The 22,800-nt window shown below is 62.8% G+C and carries 28 protein-coding genes, 1 tRNA gene and 1 pseudogene; 5 read left to right on the top strand and 25 right to left on the bottom strand.

Features of this window, described 5'->3' with window-relative positions; genetic code table 11:
* Positions 1 to 46: 46 nt before the first annotated feature.
* Positions 47 to 568, bottom strand: coding sequence for an RDD family protein (locus AB5Y95_RS04610; protein WP_368159680.1), 522 nt, complete (start codon positions 566 to 568; stop codon positions 47 to 49).
* A gap of 143 nt (positions 569 to 711) precedes the next feature.
* On the opposite strand from AB5Y95_RS04610, the gene AB5Y95_RS04605 reads away from it, so the two are divergent.
* The 4 genes from AB5Y95_RS04605 to AB5Y95_RS04590 all read left to right on the top strand — a co-directional run bounded on the left by AB5Y95_RS04605 (position 712) and on the right by AB5Y95_RS04590 (position 2,273).
* Positions 712 to 797 (top strand) — tRNA-Leu (locus AB5Y95_RS04605).
* A 199-nt stretch (positions 798 to 996) separates the two neighbouring features.
* Positions 997 to 1,281: an ADP-ribosyl-(dinitrogen reductase) hydrolase gene (locus AB5Y95_RS04600; protein WP_124252050.1), complete on the top strand. Its 285-nt coding sequence runs from the start codon at positions 997 to 999 to the stop codon at positions 1,279 to 1,281.
* A gap of 91 nt (positions 1,282 to 1,372) precedes the next feature.
* Complete coding sequence (locus tag AB5Y95_RS04595; RefSeq protein ID WP_124252049.1) at positions 1,373 to 1,726, top strand: hypothetical protein; 354 nt, start codon at positions 1,373 to 1,375, stop codon at positions 1,724 to 1,726.
* Between the two features lie 145 nt (positions 1,727 to 1,871).
* The gene (locus AB5Y95_RS04590; RefSeq protein ID WP_338324608.1) at positions 1,872 to 2,273 is read left to right on the top strand and encodes a DUF4236 domain-containing protein; all 402 of its coding nucleotides are present in this window, start codon (positions 1,872 to 1,874) and stop codon (positions 2,271 to 2,273) included.
* Between the two features lie 642 nt (positions 2,274 to 2,915).
* On the opposite strand, the gene AB5Y95_RS04585 is transcribed toward AB5Y95_RS04590, so the two are convergent.
* The 24 genes from AB5Y95_RS04585 to AB5Y95_RS04470 all read right to left on the bottom strand — a co-directional run bounded on the left by AB5Y95_RS04585 (position 2,916) and on the right by AB5Y95_RS04470 (position 20,808).
* Positions 2,916 to 3,614, bottom strand: a complete 699-nt coding sequence (locus AB5Y95_RS04585) for a phage virion morphogenesis protein (protein ID WP_368159676.1) — start codon at positions 3,612 to 3,614, stop codon at positions 2,916 to 2,918.
* A gap of 10 nt (positions 3,615 to 3,624) precedes the next feature.
* On the bottom strand, positions 3,625 to 5,238 hold the full coding sequence (locus AB5Y95_RS04580) for a hypothetical protein (RefSeq protein WP_368159673.1): 1,614 nt from the start codon (positions 5,236 to 5,238) through the stop codon (positions 3,625 to 3,627).
* Entirely contained in the window at positions 5,235 to 5,786 is a 552-nt protein-coding gene (locus AB5Y95_RS04575; RefSeq protein WP_368159671.1) for a hypothetical protein, read from the bottom strand. The genes AB5Y95_RS04580 and AB5Y95_RS04575 overlap by 4 nt, the downstream gene beginning before the upstream one ends.
* A complete protein-coding gene (locus tag AB5Y95_RS04570) occupies positions 5,783 to 6,664 on the bottom strand; it encodes a hypothetical protein (RefSeq protein WP_368159668.1) in 882 nt (293 codons plus the stop codon). Before AB5Y95_RS04570 ends, AB5Y95_RS04575 begins: the two co-directional genes overlap by 4 nt.
* Positions 6,661 to 7,086 carry a tail fiber assembly protein gene (locus AB5Y95_RS04565; protein ID WP_368159666.1) on the bottom strand — a complete coding sequence of 142 codons (426 nt, stop codon included), beginning with the start codon at positions 7,084 to 7,086 and terminating at the stop codon, positions 6,661 to 6,663. Before AB5Y95_RS04565 ends, AB5Y95_RS04570 begins: the two co-directional genes overlap by 4 nt.
* Before the next feature lie 15 nt (positions 7,087 to 7,101).
* Positions 7,102 to 9,192, bottom strand: a complete 2,091-nt coding sequence (locus AB5Y95_RS04560; protein ID WP_368159664.1) for a phage tail protein — start codon at positions 9,190 to 9,192, stop codon at positions 7,102 to 7,104.
* A complete protein-coding gene (locus tag AB5Y95_RS04555) occupies positions 9,189 to 9,791 on the bottom strand; it encodes a phage tail protein (protein WP_368159661.1) in 603 nt (200 codons plus the stop codon). Before AB5Y95_RS04555 ends, AB5Y95_RS04560 begins: the two co-directional genes overlap by 4 nt.
* Positions 9,784 to 10,971: a baseplate J/gp47 family protein gene (locus tag AB5Y95_RS04550; RefSeq protein ID WP_368159659.1), complete on the bottom strand. Its 1,188-nt coding sequence runs from the start codon at positions 10,969 to 10,971 to the stop codon at positions 9,784 to 9,786. Before AB5Y95_RS04550 ends, AB5Y95_RS04555 begins: the two co-directional genes overlap by 8 nt.
* Positions 10,968 to 11,291 (bottom strand): DUF2590 family protein, encoded by a 324-nt coding sequence (locus AB5Y95_RS04545; protein WP_230122758.1) that lies wholly within the window; start codon positions 11,289 to 11,291, stop codon positions 10,968 to 10,970. Before AB5Y95_RS04545 ends, AB5Y95_RS04550 begins: the two co-directional genes overlap by 4 nt.
* Positions 11,288 to 13,345 (bottom strand): phage tail tape measure protein, encoded by a 2,058-nt coding sequence (locus AB5Y95_RS04540; RefSeq protein ID WP_368159657.1) that lies wholly within the window; start codon positions 13,343 to 13,345, stop codon positions 11,288 to 11,290. The genes AB5Y95_RS04545 and AB5Y95_RS04540 overlap by 4 nt, the downstream gene beginning before the upstream one ends.
* A 3-nt stretch (positions 13,346 to 13,348) precedes the next feature.
* Complete coding sequence (locus AB5Y95_RS04535; protein WP_167335816.1) at positions 13,349 to 13,492, bottom strand: hypothetical protein; 144 nt, start codon at positions 13,490 to 13,492, stop codon at positions 13,349 to 13,351.
* Between the two features lie 41 nt (positions 13,493 to 13,533).
* Positions 13,534 to 13,800 (bottom strand): putative phage tail assembly chaperone, encoded by a 267-nt coding sequence (locus AB5Y95_RS04530; protein ID WP_043122797.1) that lies wholly within the window; start codon positions 13,798 to 13,800, stop codon positions 13,534 to 13,536.
* Positions 13,797 to 13,988, bottom strand: coding sequence for a hypothetical protein (locus AB5Y95_RS04525; protein WP_368159653.1), 192 nt, complete (start codon positions 13,986 to 13,988; stop codon positions 13,797 to 13,799). The genes AB5Y95_RS04530 and AB5Y95_RS04525 overlap by 4 nt, the downstream gene beginning before the upstream one ends.
* Complete coding sequence (locus tag AB5Y95_RS04520) at positions 13,924 to 14,358, bottom strand: hypothetical protein (protein ID WP_368159651.1); 435 nt, start codon at positions 14,356 to 14,358, stop codon at positions 13,924 to 13,926. Before AB5Y95_RS04520 ends, AB5Y95_RS04525 begins: the two co-directional genes overlap by 65 nt.
* A complete protein-coding gene (locus AB5Y95_RS04515) occupies positions 14,355 to 14,816 on the bottom strand; it encodes a glycoside hydrolase family 104 protein (protein ID WP_368159648.1) in 462 nt (153 codons plus the stop codon). The genes AB5Y95_RS04520 and AB5Y95_RS04515 overlap by 4 nt, the downstream gene beginning before the upstream one ends.
* Positions 14,803 to 15,129, bottom strand: coding sequence for a phage holin, lambda family (locus AB5Y95_RS04510; RefSeq protein ID WP_268000005.1), 327 nt, complete (start codon positions 15,127 to 15,129; stop codon positions 14,803 to 14,805). The genes AB5Y95_RS04515 and AB5Y95_RS04510 overlap by 14 nt, the downstream gene beginning before the upstream one ends.
* A 23-nt stretch (positions 15,130 to 15,152) precedes the next feature.
* Positions 15,153 to 15,362 carry a TraR/DksA family transcriptional regulator gene (locus AB5Y95_RS04505; RefSeq protein ID WP_368159646.1) on the bottom strand — a complete coding sequence of 70 codons (210 nt, stop codon included), beginning with the start codon at positions 15,360 to 15,362 and terminating at the stop codon, positions 15,153 to 15,155.
* A 10-nt stretch (positions 15,363 to 15,372) separates the two neighbouring features.
* The gene (locus tag AB5Y95_RS04500; protein ID WP_044800823.1) at positions 15,373 to 15,828 is read right to left on the bottom strand and encodes a phage protein; all 456 of its coding nucleotides are present in this window, start codon (positions 15,826 to 15,828) and stop codon (positions 15,373 to 15,375) included.
* A 3-nt stretch (positions 15,829 to 15,831) separates the two neighbouring features.
* Positions 15,832 to 16,968 (bottom strand): DUF2586 domain-containing protein, encoded by a 1,137-nt coding sequence (locus AB5Y95_RS04495; protein ID WP_368159643.1) that lies wholly within the window; start codon positions 16,966 to 16,968, stop codon positions 15,832 to 15,834.
* A 25-nt stretch (positions 16,969 to 16,993) separates the two neighbouring features.
* Entirely contained in the window at positions 16,994 to 17,509 is a 516-nt protein-coding gene (locus tag AB5Y95_RS04490; RefSeq protein ID WP_368159641.1) for a phage tail protein, read from the bottom strand.
* Entirely contained in the window at positions 17,506 to 17,967 is a 462-nt protein-coding gene (locus AB5Y95_RS04485) for a head completion/stabilization protein (protein ID WP_368159640.1), read from the bottom strand. The genes AB5Y95_RS04490 and AB5Y95_RS04485 overlap by 4 nt, the downstream gene beginning before the upstream one ends.
* 105 nt (positions 17,968 to 18,072) lie before the next feature.
* Positions 18,073 to 18,798, bottom strand: a complete 726-nt coding sequence (gene gpM / locus AB5Y95_RS04480; protein WP_042066260.1) for a phage terminase small subunit — start codon at positions 18,796 to 18,798, stop codon at positions 18,073 to 18,075.
* Between the two features lie 2 nt (positions 18,799 to 18,800).
* The gene (locus AB5Y95_RS04475; RefSeq protein ID WP_368159638.1) at positions 18,801 to 19,880 is read right to left on the bottom strand and encodes a phage major capsid protein, P2 family; all 1,080 of its coding nucleotides are present in this window, start codon (positions 19,878 to 19,880) and stop codon (positions 18,801 to 18,803) included.
* Positions 19,881 to 19,890: 10 nt separating this feature from the next.
* Positions 19,891 to 20,808 (bottom strand): GPO family capsid scaffolding protein, encoded by a 918-nt coding sequence (locus AB5Y95_RS04470; protein WP_368159636.1) that lies wholly within the window; start codon positions 20,806 to 20,808, stop codon positions 19,891 to 19,893.
* A gap of 177 nt (positions 20,809 to 20,985) precedes the next feature.
* On the opposite strand from AB5Y95_RS04470, the pseudogene AB5Y95_RS04465 reads away from it, so the two are divergent.
* Positions 20,986 to 22,791, top strand: a pseudogene (locus AB5Y95_RS04465) (terminase family protein); the annotation flags it as partial.
* Between the last annotated feature and the right edge of the window lie 9 nt (positions 22,792 to 22,800).

Here is a 22,800-nt window from a genome sequence, read left to right as displayed (position 1 = left end):
AAAAAGGGCACCCTGGGGGGCCCTTTTTCGTTGCCGCCTTTTGGGATCAGCGATTGAGCTGTTCCAGATTCTCCTGTTTGCCCAGCACGATCACTTCGCACTCGGACCAGATGTCCTGAAATGCGCGAGGTGACTTGCGGTTCAACAGGCAGAGCAGGTTGCCGAGGCCAAAGGCCGCCGTTGCCAGCCGGATCAGCGCCTGGGTGATGCGGATGTTGCTGCCGTCGGCATTCTGGATGCGCAGACGCCAGGCGCGCATGCCGATGGTCTGGCCGGCGCGGGTCCAGAACCAGGTGTAGAAACCGCAGATGACGAGGGCGAGCCAGGCACTGTAGACGGGGCTGGTCAGCAGCCAGGAGGCGTCTTTGCCCTCGGGGACGCTTGCCATGCCGGTGGCCAGCAGCAGATGGGCTACCCCCATCCCGATAAAGCCGGCGATGATCAACAATGAGATGACCACCAGATAGTCATAGATCAGGGCGCCGAGCCGGCGCAGCAGACCGGCGGAGGGGTGACGCTGGGTGGGAGGAGGGGGAGTGGTCGGTTGGACGGGTTTACGCTTGGCCATCGTTCTTATTCCATTAATATGATGCGGGCATTCTATTTAACTGACCTTGCCTCGGCAAGGCGTTGAATAAATGAGCAAACGACTGTGGGCACAAGAAAAACACCTTGCATGCCCAAGCGCCATTCGTATAATCCCTCGCAGTTGCCCGGGTGGCGAAATCGGTAGACGCAGCGGATTCAAAATCCGCCGGTGAATAACCGTGTCGGTTCGAGTCCGACCCCGGGCACCATTAGAATTCAATGACTTAAGGCCATCCTCAGGGATGGCCTTTTGTTTTTCTATTGCCAAGTGGCGACAGAATGGCGACAGCGAGAGCTGCCATTTTCTGATTGAGCTCCCAGTTTCCCCTTTCATTGCTTCGGATCATGTTGACGCGAGAATCCTAGCGATATACGCTGTATATACAACGTAAATGCATGGGGGCTGGTTTGGCACTTATCGTATCAGCGGCTGTCAGGGCTAAGCTAAAGGTAAAGCACTGTGTTGAAGAGAGCGAGGTCATTGAAGCTTTCGCAAACAGAGAGAAGGGGTTTCTGATCGATACCCGAGAAGATCACCAAACCAACCCTCCGACAGAGTGGTTTATTGCTGAGACGGATCGAGGCATTAAGCTTAAGGTCTGTTTTATGCGTAGAAACGGCGACATTCACATCAAAACTGCATACGCAGCCAATCAGATTGAGATTGGCATCTACAATAAATACGCCGTTTGATTTGGCTCCCATAAGACATGGGCGTGAGCTAAAAAAGAGATGTACGCCGAAGTCTGCGGCGGTAAATATAAACATGCGAGGGATCAATTCTATGAGCACCCACCAAGAGAAGATTCTAGGCACAGAAGAAGCCTGGGACGCGGGGGTTCTGGGCACCGACGAACAGTATGTAGCTGTATCTAACCACTCTACCGACGAGCTGATTAACGAAGCTCTGTCTCTGCAGCCAATCTCAATCAGGCTGCAGAAAGGGCTGATTGAGAATTTGAAAACGATTGCGGAGCTTAATGGTATCGGTTACCAACCGTTGGTTCGACAGGCTCTCACTCGGTTTGTAGATTGCGAGATGAAAAGAATTGCAACTGAAGTGCTGGCTACTCAGCGCAAAGAAGAGCAGTTAGCTAGAGAGATGGAAGCAGCAGAAGCGCAACTGAAAAGAGCGTGATGGCTTGACAAGTAAGAAGGAGGCTTAGGCCTCCTTTTTTCTTTGATTATGTAACTGAGAAATAAAGAATTTATTGTTTTGATGTCCTCATGATGTCCACGTCTGTGTCAGCCATTCTATTAGCAGTAGTAGTTATTCCATTTGTATGGATGTTATTGTTAGTGCCATACGAAAACACCCTTGGAGAGTGGTGAAGATGGCATTGAAGTTTCGCAAGCGAATCAAAATTGCCCCTGGCATAAACTTGAATCTGAGTAAAAGTGGAGTATCTACATCGATAGGGAAGCCCGGTGCTACGGTCAACGTTGGGAAGAGAGGTATTAGGACCACAGTAGGAATTCCAGGAACTGGGGTGTCTTGGTCTAGCACGTCAAATCCTCAAAATGGAACGTATACGCCAGATGATGAACGCCCTGGGTTTTGGCGCACCCTATGCGGCATTATTGATGGGGCCATCCTATTGGTGAAAAGTGTGGTGATGTTGGCGGCCGGATGTTTGTTTCTCTGGGTTTTGTTCAAAATCGTGGTTGCTATTTTGTTTTCATAACCGATGAGGAGATGGTTGTCGCTGATGGTTTGGTGCGAGTATTATGCCGCGCTGTTTGGTTATGCCCAGTTCATGCGGCGCCATTCCCTGGCCATTTACTTGGTCATGCCGGCAGCAGAAACCCCAGCTATCGCTGGGGTTTCGTCTTTGTATCAGGCGTCCATTTCTCAGCTTTTGAGCTCCTGACTGCTTCACTCGTGAAATTTTAGATCCTTGCGCAAATTGCCTTCCAAGCCCTGCCGCATAAGGCTTGCCCGCTTTCCAATCGTGGTCATACCAGATCCATCACGCCGTGCCAGACCCTCACGGAAAATGAACGTTATCACTTTACCATCAATGACTTACGTTTTTCGCGTCGCCTGATTGGTGTGATCAAACTACCCCAAAACGATCATCAAATGACGTTTTGTGAAATTCTGAATTCCCCCCAAGAACCCAGCCACGGCGCGGGTTAGACCATGGATTTGCACCATTTTATTTGTGCAAAAAACGCCACATTTTTAGCCCGAAGGTGGGGGGGGAGGAGTGCGGATTCCGTGAGCGGCGCGTTTCCTCCGTCGCGCCTGGGCTGCAGGGCAGGGGCTGGCCACAAAAAAGCGACGCTGGTGCGTCGCTGTCGTGTGCGGTGTGATGGTCTGCGGGTTACTGGTCGGCGCCCCATCCCATCTTCTGGAATGCCTTGGCGGCGATGGCCAGCAGTTCGTCGCTACTTGCCTGGGGGAGCATGGGGCGGGCTGGGGTCTCTACCGTCCAACGGTTCTTCCTGGTCTCTCCGGTGGTGGTCCTGATCAGGATGGCTGCCCGGGTAACACTGAGATGTTCCCGTATCCACTTGAGGGAGGGCTTGCGGTAGCGACGACGAGCGCCCCGGTCTGACAGCACCTTGTACCCCAGCGCACGCAGGCGCTGCGCCTGGCTGCGGGTGCAAGGGCTATCCGTAGGCTTGAACGGTTCCTTCTTCTTGCCCCGCTCTGACTTCCTCGGTTGTGCTGGCTTGGGCGGCGCTGCCGTGAATGGCTGTGACATCCCCTGGTGGTTCTGGTTGGCGATCATTCCCGCAAAGCGGGAGTCAAAATCGATGATTGCCGCGTCCTCGGTACCGCGAGAGCGTAGACGCTTGGAGAGGCCGGTCAGCCGCTTGTGTTTGCGCTTGCTCTTAGTCGGTGCCCACTTTGTGCCATCAGGTGCCTTGCCGGCTCTGATGCGCTGGCGGTTCACCTTGGCCACCTCGCGGCCTATCTGCTGGGTGATGCGTCGGCGTTTCGCCGGTGGCAGAGCGGCGGCGTCCAGGCGAGCCAGCAGGTGGTGCATTGCGCCTTGATTTAGGGTCAGTGAGATCATGTGTGCATCCCTATTCGATGATGGGGGAGAGCTGGCTGGCCAGCAGCTTGGCTTGTTGGCCCTGTTGAGTCATGGCTTCGCTGTTACCGGGGGCCGGCCCGCTGCCGTGGGTGTGGCTGGCAGTGGCTGCGGCCAGCTGCTCCACAACGTTCATCAGCTGCAGCAGCAGCCGGAAGATGTTCACGCTCTCGGTCCCCATCCACGAACGGGGCGCCTCCAGGTGCTGCAATTCGCCGGCAACCGCCCGGCGCAGTTGGCCCACCACCTCTATCAGATCCCCCGCCGTGGTCTGGCTCATGTTGCCCAGGCTTCCCAGGGTGATGTCATCCCCGGCCAGCAGCTCGACGGCGCCCAGCGCCTCGATGAGCTTGAGCCCGCCCACCTCCTCGATGCTGTGCTGGGCCACCTGCAGCCGATGCTGGCCATGTTCCCCCAGGTAATCGTCACTCTGGTGGTGCATCTGCAGGGCCTGGTCATGCAGGCGCCGGTCGGTGTGGCGGCTCAGGTTGCCCACGGTATCGGTGCGGCTGAACACCTCGGCCCGTTGCTGCTGCAGCTGCTCGCCCGGGGCGATGTCCGGCAGGGCCCAGCCGCTGCCGAGCACGGTGCGAATAAAGGGCCGGTCGGCCCGCCCGAAGGCAAAGCCCAGCTCAACCAGCGTCCCCTCAAGGGGGAACTGCAGCAGGCCCTGTTCCTGCCCGCCGAACTGCACCGGCAGCGGCACCGCCCGATAAAGTGGCGCGGCCTTGTCCGGCTGACCATCCTCACCCAGCAGTTGCACATCCACTGCATAGCGGGGGCGAAAGGGGTCATTGAGCTGGCCGGCGCTGGCCTGGTCGCTGATGGTCTCGACTTGCCCGAACTTGGGCAGATGCATCTTGTCGGCCAGCTCCGGGAACTCCCCCTCTATCTTGCGCCGCTCCAACGACTTGCTGACTTTGCCCGGGGTGACGGTGGTCAGGGTCATTTCATCCCCTTTGAGCCGCACCCGGGTGACCCGCTTACCGTTGACGGTCGCCCCGGGACGCATGGCCGGCACCGGGGACAAGGTGATGAGGTTACCCGCCTGGCGGGCAGTCCAGGCCGGGTCAATTTCGACCTCCCGATCATGCCAGCGACAATCGGCGTGGCTGCCGACAAAGATGGCGCCATCGGGTTGCTGGTACCAGACAAAGTCGGGTACCTCGAAGGCGCGGCCGGCGTGCTCCAGCAACTGGTAACCGGTGCCGGCGCTGGTGAAGTTGGGGATCGGCCGGTCTGCATAGTCAGCCGCCGCTGGCAGCATGAACACCAGACCGGTCTCGGTGCTGAGCCAGGCCAGTAGGTTGCGCAGGGTGGCATGCTGCATGCTGATGGGGAGGCGACCGGCCAGCACGCCCGCCAGTTCTCGGCAGAGTAGTTGCACAGAGCCCGCCGCGGCCGGCTGCACATCGAACACGTAACCGGTGAACCAGCGGCGCAGCTCGCCGTTGTAACCGACATCGATGGCGATCGGCTGGCCTTTTTGCACCTTGGCCTGGGCGGTCAGGGCTGCCCGGCCGCCGGCGTTGAGATCCAGCATGATGTCGTGCTCGACCAGGTGAGCCGGTTGGTCATTGATGGTCAGACGGGTGGTCAGCTTCATGCCAGGACATCCCCCAGTTTGTCGTCCAGTTTCTTAAAGAACGCCTCCCCCTTGGAGAGCTTCTCATCGCCGCTTTGGCCCTGGCCGCCTTTGGCTGCGGTGGTGCCGGTGGAGCCTTTGCCAAGGTTGGCGGGGCTACCAGGTAAACGGGCTTCGCGCTTCTCCGGTACCGAGTTGAACTCCCTCAAGGTGAACTGCACCTGCCAGGCCAGCAGCCCCTCCTGTTCGCTCGCTGTGATGCGGCCGGCAAACTTGGCCTGGCGCACCTTCACCGACTTGGCCAAGAGCGACCCGACCCGGTAGACGTGGCGCTTGCCGCCATTGCCCTTGGCATCGGCTAGCTCAAACAGCCGACTCAGCATCTGCTCATCCTTGAACGGGATAAGGCCGGAGACGTCGAGCTCCTTGGCCTTGGCGCCCTGTTCGGCGCTGCTGGTCGAGCTGGTCTGGCCGCTCTGGTCCTTGTCCTGAAACTGCATCGATGCGGAGACCCGCATCGACCTCATGATGATGGGCTCGCCATCGAGGGTCAGCATGGCTTGGCTCATGGGGTTAACTCCTGCCAGAAGGTGAGCGGGGATGGGGAGAGCAGCAGGGCCGCGACCGTCATGCTCTGGCTGTGGTCGGGTGGCGTGCTCTGCCCGAGCTGAGTGGCAAGGCTGGCGGCATCCCCCTGGCCTTGCCAGTGCCAGAGGGTGCCGGAGAGGGTATCCAGCTCGGCCAAGGCCTCGGCGAGGGTAGTCAGACGATCGGCACGACGTGTCGCCAGCCCCTGCAGCTTGGCGATCGGGGTTTGGCTGTCCCGGGCCAGGCTCTCCAGCTGGGCCAGCTCTGCCCCCAGCGCCAGGCGGGCGGGGCGTAGCGGTGCCCAGCTCAGTGGCTCATCGGCGCGCCAGCGCGGCACCTTGGCCGCGGTGGGCTGGCTCATGGGGTCGTTGTCGGCAGTGAGCCGGCGTAGAGTAGCGCACCACTCCGGCAACGGCAGCAGGGCGCAGAGAATCGCCAGCTGGCGAGCCAGCGCGTCGGCGCTGTTACCGGTGACCAGCCAGGCGAGGGCATGCAGTTGCCCGCTGGGCAGGAGGGGATCGGCCCCGTCCTGCAGCTTGGCGGCCAGGGTGGCCACCGCATTGGGGGCGGCCAGGCTGAACTGCTGGCCCTGCTGTTGGCCGACCCCGTGCTGGTAGGGGGTGACCGTCAGGCAGCGGCCGGTGGCCAGCAGGCGGTCGAGCTCGTTGCGCAGCCCTGCCAGCGCGGCGGCCGCTTCGCTGAGTGGGTGGGGCCGGTACTGAGCCCGCCCAGCCAGACCCTGCAGGCGGGCCATGGCGCTGTCCTGGGTGGCCGGGAGCTGACTCAGGACGCCGTGGGCGCGGGTATGTAGGCTGCCGGCACTGGCGGGCCAGCGCAGTGGCCCCTGTATCCAGCTCATCGCGGCGCTTCCGGCCAGCTGACCTCGGTCGGCCAGCCATCGCCTTGCGGCAGGCGATAGAGGGCGACTCGGTAGCGCTGCCAGGCGGTGAGCTGTTTGCGCTCGACCTCGCTGATGATGCCCAGCGCCTCGGCGTCGAGCAGCGGGGCCATGGCATTGGCGGCCTGCTTGAGCAGCGCATCGAGGCGGGCTTGCTGCTCTGCCTCGGTCGGCGGTGGCACCGGGATCACCTCAATATCGCCAAACTCGCCGAACACCGCCCGGCTGTAGAGCTCGCGGCCGTGTGCTTCCAGGTCATCTTTGCGGGCCGCAAACTGCACGGGGTCGGGCAGATGGGCAAAGCGTACATCCAGGGTGATGCTGTCGGGATCCGCGGCATAATGGCGCGGGCGGGCCGCGCTGAGTACTTCAATTCGTTCCATCCGATTCTCCTGTGCTTATGCGATGCGCAGCCACAAGGTGGTGCGGTCGTCCCAACGGTCGTCGCTGTTATCCGTGATGAATCCCAGGCATTTCCAAGTCCCCGGCAGTGCCCAGTCGCGGTTCTGGCCCCACTCCGAGCAGTTGGCGGGGCGCAGCGATGAACCGGCGATGGTGGCGGTGGGGTTCATGGCGCCAGAGTGGCCCGGGATCACGGCGGCCATCATGTAGGTGCCGATCTGCCCCCAGCCGCTGGCGACGATGTCCTGGTTGCCCTGGGCGGCAGTGTGGTTGTGGGTGTAGTGGGGTTGGTTGCCCGGGCTGTAGCAACGGCCAGAGCCATCATTCACCGCGCCTGCAAAGGTGACATTGGCCCCGGTGTCGATGGTCATGCGGGTGAAGGTCGCGCCTCCGACACCGTTCGAGGAAGCAATTCGAAACGCGCCATCGCTAGCAAGGTAGGTCATCACTGCCCACTTGCCCGGGATGTGGTATTCGGTCATTGCGTAGTTAGGATCAGAGATCCCTAAACGCCAGCCCACCTCCCAGCCAGTGGCTGCCTGGTTGAGCCACTGACGAAACGCTGCTTGGCTACTGCAGTAGCGCAGATAGCTGTCGTTGCCGTAGTCGACCCGAAAGGCCACGGCGCCGACCATGCGCTGTTCATCGACCAGGTTGCTGCGCAAGGTGCGAGCATAAAGGTCACCGGATTGGTCTCGCACGGCGTAAGTATCTGCTACCGCCTGAGTGTTCCAGCCTTTGTTGACAACTAATCCCAGACCGACGTCATCTGCGCTTGGCTTGTTCTGGGTGTTGTAATCCCGGGCCCAGGGAGTAAAGGCCCCAGTGTTGTACTGGGCGCGGGTGTAGATCCGGCTGGTGTTGTAGACGTGGTAACGCTGCTGCACCCCGGCCCCGACGGTCACCGTCAGGGAGCCCGCTTGAGGTTCGGGGTAATTGAGCGAGGCCGCGGCATTGGCATCGGAGTCCTGGCGAAACACGCTGGGGGTGACGAGGGTGTTCAGGTCCTCTTTGGCCAGCGGGATCGGGTTGGTCAGTGTGCCCGGGTGAGTGTGGTTGGCCGCGGCCAGATCCGGTTTGTTGGTTACCTCGTCATAGAGGGGCCAGCGGCTGGCGGTGGCTGGTACCTGGTCTAGCTCCCCCCACGGGTGGCGGTGGCTGCCGTCTTTGATCTCCACGGCGATGGTGACGCCTTGGGCGTCCTCCAGGATGCCCTTTCCGGTGACGTCCCCGGTCAGCTCGATGGTGCGCTTGCGGCGCACGTCGGTGACGCTGCCGTCCGCATTGACGATGGCCACCTTGGCCACATGGTGCTGATGGCCGTTGCTGTCCAGGTAGTCGGTGAGCTCCGGCACACTTAAGCTAAGGGTGAAGTGATTCACCCAGGCATCGAGCAGGGAGCCCGCCCGGTAGATATCGAGCCAGAGTCCCACCGGCTTGGCGCCCGGGGTCACCTTCTTGATCTCGTTCAGTTCCGCCCGCAGGCCGCCCACGTAGGCCACCCCGGGCTGCACCTTGTAGACCCCTGACTCGTTGACCAGCTTGAAGCCATCGCCATAGAAGGTGGCCGGCCCGAAGAACTGCAGCGCTTGCAGGCGCAGGTCGTCGTCCATCCCGCGCAGGCGGGCGGCATAGTCGATTTGCCAGGTGCTGGCGTCCACGTGGGTGGCAGTGGCCTCTGCCGCCCGGTCGTACTCCATCAGCATGGATTTGACCAAGCTGTTACCGGTCTGGCCGGTGGCCTCATTGGTCTTGAGTTTGGTTTCCAGCCCCTTGTGCACAATCATCCCCACCACGCCGGTGGCCTTGTTGATGAGATACATGGCGTTGAAGCTGAAATCACCGACCGTGGTGTCCATCACGATGGTGTAAGCCACCGCGTCGTTGTTGATGCGCCCGCGCTGGTCCACCCCGTGGCGGTGCACAATCTGGCCCGCCGGCGGCAGTCCGCTGTCCGGGTTAATGGCCGTATCGGGATCGAGCCCCGGCACGTTGGCCAGCACGAACTCATCGAGCACCACCGGCGTCTGGTTGGTCAGGCACTCCTGCCAGTAGCGGGAGAAAGCGTTGGTAATGATCTGGCTCATGCGTTCCTCTTAAGTGATGCGCCAAACACCTGCTGGCTCATGTCGATGCGGCCGAACTGCAGGATGCCGGTGACCGGGTAAACCACCTGAAAGCGATAGCGGCGGCAGGTGCGGCCATAGTGTTGAATGAGGGTTTCCATCAGTTTCTGGTTGGCCGCGATGGCGCCATCGGTCACCTCGATGGTGATGACGTCCCAGGGGGCGCCGGCCTGGCGTTCGTGGATGTCACACCAGCCGATGCCCAGGCGCTCGAAGATGCGCTTAAAGCCGGCCACCTCGCCGGCGTCCCGGGCGTTCACAAAGGCGAACTTGACCCGTTTGCGAAAGAGCGGCAGCGGCTCGCCGTTGAAACGGCTGATGTCCCGTTCCCAGGCCAGCAGCGTCAGCAGGGACTCCGAGCAGGTCAGCGGGTCTTGCTGGGCCAGCGGCAGCAGCAGCCAGCCCTTGACCCGTTGCCAGAAGGCGTTGATCCCCTTGGCCAGAAACCCGGGCTCGGCGTGGGCCGGGCTGATGGTGTAACCGTCTTCCCACCAGGGGGCGCTGGCATCGGGCAGCACCGGCGCCTGCAGGTCGTGTTCAAGCGGGGTCGGATCAGTCATGCAGGGTCACCTCCAGCGTGCTCAGGCGCGGGATGGCCAGCCCCGACACGATGTCATCTTGCGCAAACTTGAGGCTCTGCAGCTGCGGGAACTGGCTGTGCAGCTCGCGGGCCAGCTGGGAGAGCGAGAAGCGCGAGCGCGGCCAGGTGCGGGTGACGCTTGGGAAATCCGCCGACTGGCGAAACGCCGCCTTGACCAGGTTTTCGGCGCCCGCCTTGAGCGCGGCTTTCTGCTCGTCGGTGAGGTTGGGTTGGAGCCAGAGCGCTAGCGTCAGGCTGTGCTGAGTCTCAGGGATGCTCATCACGAACAGGTCATCGCCGTGGCCATGGTTGCCCTGGCGGCCCACGTAGTCGTTGAGCTGATTGATGAGGCTGGCCGGGGTGGCGCCCACCTCCAGCAGGATGTAAGCGTTGGCGGTCCCCGGGCCGCGGGGACCCTCATGCTCAAAGAAGATATGATCGGCCCGGATCCCCGCCACGCTCGCCAGCATGGAGCGGTAAATGGCGTCGATGTGGTAGCGCCCCACCGCCGAAAACTGGTTCTGGATGCGCAGGCCGAGCGCGTCGTTGCCCTCGGCATCGGCGCCCTGGGTGGTGATCCACTCCTTGTCATCGTTGCGGGCCGAGAGGATGCCGGTGACCGGTTCGCTCAGCAGGTTGTAATACCCCGGGGCCAGATTCCAGGCGCTGCCGGCGAACTCCGCCTCGCAGACCACCTTGGCTACCGCCTCGCCGGCGGGGCTGACCACCGCCTGCAGGGGCTTCACCCGGTAGATGGTGCCGTTGATGCGCTCGGTGGTGATCCAGATATCGGCCGGGATGGTGACCGCCTCGCCAGGGTTCACCTTGACGAAGTGGATCACCCCGCGGGTCTTCTGGGCGGCCTTGCGGGTCAGGTCCACATCCCAGGCCTTGAGATCGAGATAGGCATCGGTGGCGGTGGCCGCAAAGGTGTTGGGCAGCACATGGCCCGCCAGTAGTGTGCGGATAAGCCAGAGCGCCGGGGTGATGACCACCCCGCGCACCAGTCGCCAGAAGGGGCTCACATCGCTGTCGTTGGTGATGAGAGAGCCGGCGGCCACCACCTCCTTTTTAAGCTCGGCCTCCATGGCCTGCTCGGTGGTCGGCACACCGGCCTCGGCCAGCAGGGCCATAAAGTCCACGTTCGGGCGCAGGTTCACAGGGTTACCTCCAAATCGCCGAATTCATAGGTGCGAGCGGTGACCAGCACCCGGTCGGGGGCCTCTTCACGGATCACGATGGTGCCGGGTACCAGCCGCTCGTCGTCTTCTACCAGCAGTTCAATCTCGGTCATCACGTCGGCACGCAGGGTAGGGCTGCGCTCGCCGATGAGCTTGCGGGCCAGTCCCGACTCCATGATGCGGTGCTTGATGTCCTGACCGATGCTGTGGCGGTCCTGGGTGTAACGCGGCTGGCCGCCGGCATCGAGTTGCCAGGCGCCGTTCACCACCAGGAGATCGATGTATTTGGGTTCGTTCATCCTCGTTGCTCCACCCAGGCGTTTTTCTCCAGCTCATCCGGTGTCGGCATGGTTTGGGGGTTGATGTGTACCTCACCGATATGCAGGGCGCGGGTCGGCTTGTGGTTGGCCGCACTGGCCGACGCATTGGCCTGGATCAATTGCTGGCCAAGGCCACCTGTTGGCACCTTGCTCTGGTCCTGCTGGCGGTAGTCAGCCAAGGGGCTGTTCACCACGCTGGCAGGGGGCGCCATCGTCACGGGGGAGGCGGCCCACTTTGGCAGCACGTCCACGTTCAAGGCGCCGGTGTCGAACTGGGTGCCCAGGAACTGATTCGAGGCATCGAGCGCGGTCTTGATGAGCGCGATCAGCGCCCGCCACGGGGTGAGCAGGGTGTCGAATGCCGCCCCAAGGATATTGCCCATCCGGCGGCCGGCATCGGCCACGTTGTCGATCCCGACGCTGGCCTGGTTGGTCTGCGCAAAGAAGCCGCCGAGCCAGACGATCCCCTGACCGAGCAGGCCCACGATAAGGGTCAAGAAATCCACCAGGGGGGCCAGTGCCTGCGAGGCGAGCGGGCCAAAGGTCTCGGCCAGCCCACCAAAGAAGGCGCTCAGCAGTTCAAAGTCGGTCAGCACCGCGAAGGTGGCGCGCAGTTCGTCCCAGTAGATGATGGCCAGCGCCACGGCGGCGACCAGCGCCAGGATCGCCCCGATGATGATCACCGCCGGGTTGAGGCTCATGGCCATGTTGACGGCCATGATCACCGGGCGCAGGCCCGCGAGGGCCTTCTTGAACAGGGTGAGGGGGGCGGTGAGGCCACCAAAGGTCAGCGCCCAGGCCAGGGTGGCCAGCTTGGCGAGGCCGGCCAGCATCAACCAAGCCCCGGTCACGATGCCAAGGCCCGCGATGGCCAGCACGGCGTACCCCACCACCTTGGTGAAGTTGGGAAAGATCCGGGTCCAGCGCAGCACCACGGCGCCGCCATCGGCAAAGGCGCCCACCACCTTGTTGATGGCGGGGAGCACCGCCCCAAAGGCGGCAGCCCGGATCGCGAACCAGGCTGATTTGACCCGTTTCCACTGATCTACCATGGCCTTGGCCATCTGCTCGGCCTTGCCCATGCCGTGGGTGTTTGCCAGGGCGTTGATACTGGTGGCCAGGCCCTGGGTGTTGCTCATCAGGAGTTTGATCATGGAGACCGCTTCGTCCGAGCCAAACGCCTTTTTCAGCTCATCGCTGCCAGCCACGGTGAGGGTTTCACCATAGCGGGCCTTGAGCTTGTCCAGGATATCGAGCACCGGCAGCATGTTGCCGGCCGAGTCGGTGAACTTGAGGCCGAGCGCTTTCTGGGCACTGCCGACCCCGGCCAGGAAGGACTTGAACTTGGTACCGGCCTCGCCGCCGCCCATGGTGGCCTGCAGGTGGCCGAGCACGGCGAACTGCTCATCCATCGAGATCCCGGCGGCGGTGGCGTTGGCGCCAATGCCCTTGAAGGCGTCGGTCATGCCCTGGCCGGTGGTCTTGAACATCTGTACCGCGAGCGCGGTCTTGCCGGCGACGTCCTCCACCCAGTTGGCCTTGCCCATCTTCTTGGCCTGCTGCTCGAAGATGCCATACATGGTGCCCATGTAGTTGGTGATGGTGGCGGTGTCGGCCTTGGTGGCCTTGGCCAGCACGCCGGAGGCGCGGGCAAAGGAGGGCAGTTCATTGCCCTCCAGCCCCGCGATGGCGGACTGGATATCGTAGGAGGCGCTGACAAACGCGCTGGCCGATTCGCCGTACTTGACGGAGAACTGCAGCGCGGTGTCGGAGAGCTGCTTGAGGGTCTTTTCATGGACATCGAGCGAGGCCACTTCGGCCAGCGCCCTGTCCATCTCAATGGCCGGCCCCAGCGCATTCTGGATCGCCATGGTGCCGGCCAGCATGGCGGCGCCACCACCGGCGATATTGGCAAAGCCGCTTTGCGCGGTCTCTTTCACCCGGTTCAGCTGGCTGTTGATGCCCTCAAGCGGCCGGGTAACGGCATCTATCAGGGCAATCCTCATGATCAGTTGTTCGGTGACAGAAGCCATGATTTATCCATTGAAGGCGGTGGCGATGCCCTCGGCGACGGCATGGGCGAGGCGTTGGGCGTGGTACTTGTCTAACCAGAGGGCGCGAGCCAGGGTGTCGAGCTCGTCATCTTCATGGGGCAGGTAGTGGCGACGCAGCGCCAGCACCTGCTCCAGTTGGTTGTGCTCGATGGCCTCGGCGCGCGCGGTCAGTTTTTTACTTCGATATCCAGATCCGGGGCGTACTGCTCGTTGACCTTGGCGGCGATCTGCAGAGCCGCGCCCGGGCGGGCCAGCAGGCCATCGAGCGCCTCTTTGCTGTCGGCGTCGACGATGCGCTTGAGGTACTGGTGGGACGGCGCCACCTTGTCGGTCATCGACAGGCCGTTGATGTAGCTGTTGTAGGCCACCATGGTGGGCACAAAGCGGATATCAGTGCCGGCGATGGTCAGGGTGATGGGGGTGATCTTGCTCATGGGGTGATTTCCTCTTGGGTTATCCACTGGTTCAGGGTGTTTATCTGGGTTTGGCAGCGGCGCAGCGCCGTCTGCAGGGTGGGGATAAACCGCACGGCCTCGCCGTAGGTGGTCCCCGTAAAGTCAGGGTCCGGGCAGTGGGGCACCAGTCCCGGCGGCGGCAGCTGCTTCACTACCTTGGTTTGCACCACGGTGGTGGGCTGGCTGGAGCAGGCGCAAAGCGCCAGCAGGCAGAGGCTCGCGAGCACAGTCCGGACGGCCCGCCGGTGGCGTGGCCAACGCATTTTGCAGTTCATCGGCGGTTTTCCTGTTCTGGTTGTCGAGCTCGGCCAAGGTCGCGTTCTGGTCGCTCAGCAGCAGGCGCAGGCCCTTTGCCTGCATCAGCAGTTCCTGGAAGGCGGTCGCTTGCTGGTTGTTGACGGCCTGCAGGGTGTTGATGGTGTCGTTGGCGCTGGCCAGCTCCTTGGTGCGTTGCGTGAGCCGTTCGCCTTGGGTAAACAACAGGGTGCCAAGGACAAACCCGATGATGGTCGGCAAGAACCGGATGAGAGTGCTCATGCCAGTACCCCGCCGAACTCGGTGAACTTGGCCAGCAGGTCAGCCAGCTTGTGTTCACGCTGGCCGTAGCCGGCACCTGGCAGGCTGGCCCAGATGTTGGCGCACTTGCTGATCGCCTGGCTGATGCGCCCCTTGAGCACATCGTCCAGCGCCTTGCGCTCGCGAATGAGCTGGATGGCCCAGGTGTCTTGCGACGCGGGGCCAAAGTCCGGCAGGTCGAGCTGATCGCGGTAGTGCGGCCAATGTTTGGACAGATGCTGATAGCGGCCGGCGGCGGTGCTGCTCAGGGTCTTGTTGACCTGCACCAGCACGTTCGGGTGGGTGCGATAGTCGGTGAAGAACCCCGCCGGATTGACCAGCTTGTTGTAACCGTCGTCCCCGAGATCCTTGGTGCCTTCGGCATAGGCGAGCAGGTCGAGAAAGGCGGCCACCTGCGGGTGGCAGTTACTGCGCGGCATTGTTGTCCTCCTTCTTGCGAAACATCAGTGCGGCCCGGTCGCGGATGATGTCGACCCCAAGCAGCCCCACCATGCCACCCAGCAACGGGGTGGCCTCCTGGGGGATCCCGAGCAGATGGGTCCCGGTGGCGGCCGCCAGGGTGATGAGGCCGCACAGCAGGGATTCGATCAGCCGACGGCGCCCCCGTCCGCCGGCGTAGGTGATGCGTAGGAAGGCGATGGCCAGCGCCAGCAGTGCCCCATAGACGGCGGGCCAGTTGTCCATCAACCAGGCCAGTAGAGCGGTCCAGAAGGTGGGGTCTTTGTTTGGCATAGGGTTCATGTCCGTTGCTCTGATTAGCGACCCAGCCGCTCAAGGCGGGTCTTGCAGGGGACGCACAGGCGCACCCCGGGGATGTGGCGGCGGCGTCCTTCCGGGATGGGGTCATCGCACTCTTCGCACTGGTGCAGGCTCTCCCCCTGGTAATGCCCTTTGCCCACCTGGTTGGCCAGCTGGGCCGCCAGCATGCGGGCGGCGTGGTGGTTGGCGCGGTCGATGTCGTCCAAGGCGTTCCCCTTAATCCATCAGGTGGCGGGTGTCGTCCTTGGAGAGGTACGGCACGCCATCGAGGTGGATGAAATCGGGGGAGGTGACGAAGCCTTTCACCTTGTGCACGGTCTTGCTGCCGCCCTTGGGGTCGATGTCGAGCAGGTCGGCCACGTTCAGCTTGACGCCGAAGGCTTCCACCTTGATCTCCTCGCTGCCGGTGCTGGCGTAGAACAGCACATCGTCCGGCTCCATCCCGCGCCAGCTGCCGGCCCGTTTGGCGGCGGCGATCAGCTGCTTGAGGTTCTTGGTATCGAGCTCGAATTCACACTCGGCGGCGACATCCCCATCCACATAGCCATCGGGAATGCCCCGGGTCTGCGCCACCGCGCTGTTGTCGGTGATGGAGAGGCTGGCCTTTTCGACGTGGACCATGGCCCCCATCAGGGTGGTGTCGAAGTTGATACCGGAAAAGCGTTTGGTCACGGGTTAACCCTCCCCATTGTTGAGGCTCAGATCGAGCATGATGTTGACGATGATCCCCTTGGGGCAGTCCACGGTACGCACCACCACAAACACCGAGACCAGGTTCTTGGCAGTCCACTGGATGGAGATGTCGCCATCCTGGGGGGAGGCGATGTCGCCCGGGAACGGCTGGCCGTTGATGGTGGTGGCCTTGGCCATGGTGCGCAGGTCTTTGCCAAAGTAGGTGATGGCCATGGCGGTGCTGCCCGGGGTGGAGTTGAACGAGCGATCCCCGATGCGGGCAATGGCCCGGATGCGCATTCGGCGTGCCACCTTGTAGGCAATGCGCAGGTTTTCGATCACCTGGTAGTCGCCGCCCTCGGCATCCAGGGTGCGGCCGTCGGCCCAGTAGGTGCCGTCATAGTCCGGGTACCACATCGGTACCGAGTAACGGTTCTGCTCCAGGGTCTGCAGGGTGGCCAGCGGCAGCGGGATCCCGTCTTTGTCCACCGGCTTGTTGCCAAGGCCGACCAGGGCGCCGGTCTTCACCCGGCAGGGGCTGTCGGCGATGCTCACCGCTCGGTTGCACAGGCGCCCGGCATAGGCGCCGGCGAGGTTGGGCCAAAGCTGGGGCACCAGGCTGATGGAGTCGGCTTTGATGCCCTCTTGCAGGGCGGCCAGCATGGCCTCGTAGTCGCTCCAGGCTTGGGCGGTGTCCTCCTTGCCGACGGGCTTGGCAACAATGCCGGGCACGGCCAGCAGCATGAACTGCCAGCGCCCCCATTTGGCGATCAGCTCCTGGTTGAGGGCGTGGGCGGCGTTGATGCTGGCCTGGTCCCACTCCTGACCCAGCACCAGGACCCCTTCAAAGGATTGGGTCTGCTGGGCGCTGCGCACGGCATCAAGCCAGGATTGGTCGGTGGGCAGCACATAGGCGCCGGCGCTCCAGTTCTGGCCGGCGTTATCGCGGGCGGCCAGCAGGTTGGCCTTGAGCTCGCTGTCACCGGTACCCAGCAACTGGTCGAGGTCTGACTGGGCATTGAGGGAGAGCAGCTTGCCGGTGTTGCTGGCGGCGCTGCCGATGAACAGCAGGTGGCGTTCGACCTCCGTCACCGGCCCCTGCATCTGGTTCAAGTTGTTGATCTGCACATAAGGCCACATGGCGCGGGCTCCTTAAGTCTCGGGGTTAGCGGTGAACGGAGTGGGCGCTGCCCGCCACCGACAGTGTGATGTCATCGGCCACCCACACTTCAAAGGGGGCCACGGTCCAGGTCTTATCCAGCCAGCGGACTGCACCGTCCGGGTCTTCCACGATGCGCAGGGGCTCGGCGAACTTCACCTCCAGATCCAGGTCGGCGCTGTGCTCGTCATTGGGCACCACGTCATAGGTGGGATCGGGCAGGGCGAAGCGCTCGCGGAAGGGGTCGTTTTCTTGTATCCAGCTGGCGATCACCGCCAGCAGGGTCTCGGTGCGGCATTCGCGAAACGGCAGGCTTTCCAGGGAAAACACGGCGGTGTATTTGAGCCAGGCCAGATCCATCCCGGTGATCCCCATGTCCTTGGGTTCCAGGCTGATGGTGCCGCCCTCCATCCAACTGTCGAGAGAACGGGCGCAGCGGGCCGGCAGCACGCGCTCAAGCTCGCGGTGCAGGGCCCACAGGAAATACCCCTGGGGATGCAGGGCCTCGTTGGTCTCGCTCATATCATCGAGACCCCGACCCGGTGCTTGTTCTTGATGCTGCGCACCAGCTGCTGGCTTTCGGCCAGTAGCTGCTCGCGCAGGTCAGGGGCGCGCTCGGCCAGGTCTTTGCGGGCGTCCCGCTCGGTGACCGTGGCGAACTCGGGCAGCAGCATGGCTTTGGCCCGGGCAAAGACCGCGGCCAGGTAGGTCTCGGTCAGCGCGTTGTTGCCGCCGGCGAGGCGGGGGCCGGGCACCTGACCGGCCTCGGTGTAGCCCTGGGCTCGCAAGGTGGTCTGGTGGCGGGTCAGCTGCAGGTTGATCTCGCTGATGGCCGCCAGCAGGGCCGCACTGATGGCGTCGCTGTCCATGTCTGCGGGCAGGGCGCGCCGGCGCTCGAAGTTGCCACACACCACGTCAGGCCAAAAGCCGTCATTGGTGATGGTCTGCTCGCTGTAGCGGATGCTTTTGCCTGAAATCATGTGCTGCCCTATCAATTGGGGCGCCCCTGAGGCCACGGGATTGAGCGCGGTGCGAGCGGTCAGCTGCAGGCTCATCCCCGCCGGGGCGCGGTGGCGTGGGAGTCGTTATTCTGGGTTGAGCGCGCGCAGGCGCATGGCGATCTTGTGGCGCAAGGTACCGACCCCGATCTTGCTGTGGGTCTTCTCGGCCAGGGCCAGCCAGTGGTCGGCCTGCTCCAGGGTGGCGTTGTCTGCCAACGCGCTGGGGCGGGGGACTCCGTCCTTGTCACGCAGCAGCAGGCAGCCGGCCAGCTTGTACCATTTGGCGGTGGCCTGTTCGTTGAGGCGCCAGTCACCCCGCACCTTGTCGAACACCCGGGAGAACCAGGGCTCGACGCCATGGCCTAGCGCAGCTTGCTCCTCGGCCCAGCCCAGCACGGTGTCGGCGGTGAAATGGGCCCAGTCGCGCTTGATGTTGCCCGGGGTGCGCTGGTTCTGCTCGATGGCCAACAGCGCCCAGCTGATGGCGGTCTCCAGATCGCCGATATCAAACGCCCAGACGATCAGGCGTTGAAACAGCGCGTTTTGGTACACGGTGCCGAGCGCCGCCAGTTCCAGGTACTTGTCCACGTAGGGGCGATACTTGGGGAACAACTCGTCCCGTTTCATCGCCACCTTGTCGCTCATCCTGGCCAGCGCCTTGAGCCGCGCCATGTCCTGTTCCAGGGCAATCAGCTGCAGGTGCAAGCTGTTGGCCACAAGTCCTGTGGCTTGCCCGGTGGTGGCGGCTTGCGCCGCCCCCAACTGGGCCAGGACCTGCTGCTTGTGACGCATGCCAGGTGAGAGGGCCATGGTTAGGCCTCCGGTTCGCTGTGCGTGTCAGCACCTGCAGGCGGGGCGGCAGGGCGCGCCCCGACCGCCACGTCGGCCTCTTCGTAGCTGCCAAAGGCTTCATATTCGCCGATGGCATAGCCTTCCTGACGCCAGTACTGGTTTTCAAAGCCCTTGGTGTCGTCGTTGTCGGCGGCCTTGCGCTTGCGGGTGTTGCGCTGGGTGTAGATGTGCAAGTTGGCCAGGGTGGTGACCCACATCCCGTTCGCCGGGAAATAGGGCGGGATGTAGGCCGGGCGGCCGGCAATGGACTTGGCCAGCTGCTGGGCGGCAATCTGCTCGGTGGGCTTGGTGGCCTCGCTGTAGAGCTTGGCTTGGGCCGCGGCCACCAGGTCGGTACCGACCAGCACCACCAGACGCGGATCGGTGCGATAGAGCGGGTTGATGGTGGCGTTGATGAGGTCAGAGGCCATTTCATCCAGGGTCTTGAAGTCGCCGTGGCCGTCCGGGTCGAAATAGATCTTGTCGCCGGTGGCGGCTTTCACCACCTGGCTGCCCTTGTTCCACTCACGCGCCAGCTGCTGCCAGCCCTTGTTGACGTCTTCACCGAGCGGATACTTGACCGGATCGGAGTCATCGGCGATGTGGGTACCGTTAAAGCCCACCCGCAGCATGTCGAGGCCAAAGGTCTGGTTGGTGAAGTCGGACACCAGTTGCACGAACTGGCCCTCGTGGCCGGCGTTGGCCCAGGTGCACAGGGTGCTCCAGTCCAGGCGCACGCAGGAATCGGTCTCGGTCAGGCTGTACTTGTTGCCGTCGACCCCAATCTTGCGACGAAAACGTCCTTCAACCTTGCGGCCGGTGTGCAGGGCACTGGCGCCGACTTGCACCACCTGACCGGTCAGCTGGTCCACGTCCAGGCAGGTGATGAGTTTGAGGAACTCAGTGGATTCAAGGATGGCGCTGCGCAGCACCGTTTCCATGGGGGCGCTGACCGAGAACTGCTTGGCCAGCGCGTTCTCGGGCACGTTGAAGGCCTTGGCCAGCAACGCGTTGTAGTGATTCAGGCACTTCTCAGCCTGCGGGGTTTTGGTTTGACTCACAGAGGGTTCCTCAGCAAACGGTCGGGTGGGTGTCGCTGCCGCCCAGGGCATCGGGGCGCTGGTCTGGTGCTTCTACCGAGAACTTTTCGATCTTGGCGTTGAGGCCGGTCAGCTGTTCGCCCAGGCCCTTGAGGGTCTGCTCGAAGGCCGAGAACTGCTCGGAGGTGACGTCGACCGGAGCGGGATCGGTGACGGTGGCCGGCTCGGTGACGGCCGGTTGTTTGTCAGCCGTCAGCGCGTCGACCTTGGCGCCAAAGGTTTCAATCTGGGTGCCCAGCGCGGTGAACATCCCCGCCAGTTTGTTCATCTGTTCTTCGTTCATGTCGGTACTGTCCTCGGGTTGGGGGCGGGTCGGTGACTCAGTGGGGATCGCCGCGGTCGGGGCGCCGTGACCGCCTAGGAAGTTGAACACCTTGTGCAGGAGTGAGACGCGGTCGGGGTGGCTGTGCTCATCGGCAGGCAGCGAGAAGCCGGACAAGTCCAGCGGCTGGCTGATCCCCACGGTCGGCGACGGGTGCTTGGCGGAAAACTTGAGCATGGTGGTGCCGGTGCTGGCTGGGATGTCGGTGACCCCTACTGCAAACAGGTAGGTTTTGCCCTGACCGGTGAAGTTATCCAGCGGCTCGATGGAGCAGAACTTGTACTGGCCGCGCTGGTTCTGATAGATGAGGTCGCGGGTCGGGCAGAGGATGGCGAACAGGGTATGTTTGCCGTCTACCTTGTCGGCCTTGAGGGCCTGCACGTAGCCCAGGTTCTCGCCCCATTTCTCATGGTCAGGCCAGAGCTGGGCGCAGTAGAAGGTGGGATCGTAGGTGTCGGCCATGTCGGTGATCCACTTGGCCGAAATCTCACGGCCATCCACGGACTGGCCCTCAGTGGCGATTGCCACCCAGCCGGTGCGCAGTGATGAGTCTGTCGGTGTTGGCACGGCGGCCTCCTGGTATCGAATTGGCGTCAGGTTATCGGGGCCTGCTCAGGGGAGCACTCAGAGGCGTTCGGGCGATTTCGGATAGCGGGGGGTATCCGAATTCATCCGAATGAAGGCGGCGGGAGGGGCGGGATCGGCTCAGTATCATGAGCCCCAGCTTTATGACTGGGGAGCCTCATGGCCTATACAGAAGAGGTACGACAAACCGCCAAGCGGCTTTATCTGCGCCATTGGAGTGCACGGGAGATCAAGGAGGAACTCGGCCTTGGCAGCGTGCGGGTGGTGTACCTGTGGGCCGAGAAGTATGGCTGGACGGAGCTATTGAGCGACGAGGCGCTGGAAGATGCGATCACCCGTCGTTACCAGGCGCTGGCCGCCAAGCCGAAGAAGAACCACGCCGACCTGGCCGAGATGGACCGGCTCATCAGCCACCACGTCGCCCTCAAAGTGGAGGCGCTCAAGCTGGCCGAGCGCGAACATGCACTCAAGGCTCGCCGGAAGACGACCCCGCCAGACGAGGCTGGTGAGGCGGGCGAGAGTGAAGGTCGCCGCCAGCGTGGGGAAAGCAAGCCGAAGAAAGGCGGCAAGAAGACCAAGAACTGGGTCAATGACTTGGGCCCCGAAGACTTCGAGGGGTGGCTGGCCTCCCTGTTCCCGCACCAGCTGTACGTGCGGGAGGTCAAGAACGACCCGGCCATCCCGCGCACCCGTAATATCCTCAAGTCCCGCCAGATCGGCATGACCTACTATTTCGCCGGCGAAGCGCTGGAGGATGCCATCTTGACCGGTGGTAATCAGATCTTCCTGTCCGCCACCCGGGCCCAGGCCGAGATCTTCCGCTCCTACATCATCAACATTGCCCGCAAGTTCTTAGGCGTGGAGCTCAGCGGCAACCCCATTGTGCTTTCCAACGGCGCGCAGCTGGTGTTCTGCTCAACCAGCGCCAACAGTGCCCAGGGCTACACCGGCAACTTTTACGCCGATGAATATTTCTGGATCAAGAACTTCAAGGCGGTCACCGACGTGGCCACCGGCATGGGCTCGCAATCCCACTGGCGCAAGACCTTTTTCTCTACCCCGTCCAGCAAGGCCCATGGCGGTTACAAGCTGTGGACCGGGGATGACTGGAAGGGCAAGGATCCGGCTCGCCAGGCTATCGAGTTTCCGACCGATGCCGAACTGCGCGACGGGGGGCGAGTCTGCCCGGATCGGGTGTGGCGCTACATCCTTACCCTGGAAGAGGCGGTGGCTAAGGGGTTCACCCTCATCGACATCGAGGCGCTGCGCGAAGAGACCGCCATCGAGGTATTCGATCACCTCTACATGTGCGCCTTTGTGGACGATGAAGCCTCGGTGTTCAAGTTCCAGCACATGGAGCGGGCCCAGACCAGTGTCAGCAACTGGAGCGACTACACCCCGGGGCACCCCGAGCCGTTCGGCAAGCGCGAGGTGTGGCTGGGCTATGACCCGAGCCGGACCCGCGATAACGCCACCCTGGTGGTGGTCGCCCCGCCGCTGTTCCCGGGCGAAAAGTTCCGGGTGCTGGAGAAGCATTTCTGGCGCGGGATGAACTTTCGCTACCAGGCGGACGAGATAGAGAAGATCGCCAAGAAGTTCCGGGTCACCTATCTGGGGATCGACGTCTCCGGGGTGGGCAGCGGGGTGTATGACCTGCTGCAGCCCGTGTTCAAGTCAACCATCACCCCCATTAACTACAACGTGGAGAGCAAGGCCCGGCTGGTACTCAAGATGGTGGATGTGGTCGAGTCAGATCGCATCGAATGGGATCAGGAAGACATCGAGATCCCGCTGGCCTTCATGAGCATCAAGCGCAGCACCACCGGCGGCGGCCAGCTCACATTCCGGGCATCGCGCAGCAGCGAGACCGGGCACGCCGACGTGTTCTTTGCCATCGCCCACGCGGTGGACAACGAACCGCTCGACACATCGCGCCGCCGCAAATCCACCTGGGCCATCAGCAAACGAGGAAAA

The sequence above is a fragment of the Aeromonas sp. R5-3 genome (assembly GCF_040908225.1).
Classification (GTDB): Bacteria; Pseudomonadota; Gammaproteobacteria; order Enterobacterales; family Aeromonadaceae; genus Aeromonas; species Aeromonas dhakensis.
Note: the sequence above shows the minus strand (reverse complement) of the source record. Positions and strands in the feature narration are given on the sequence as shown.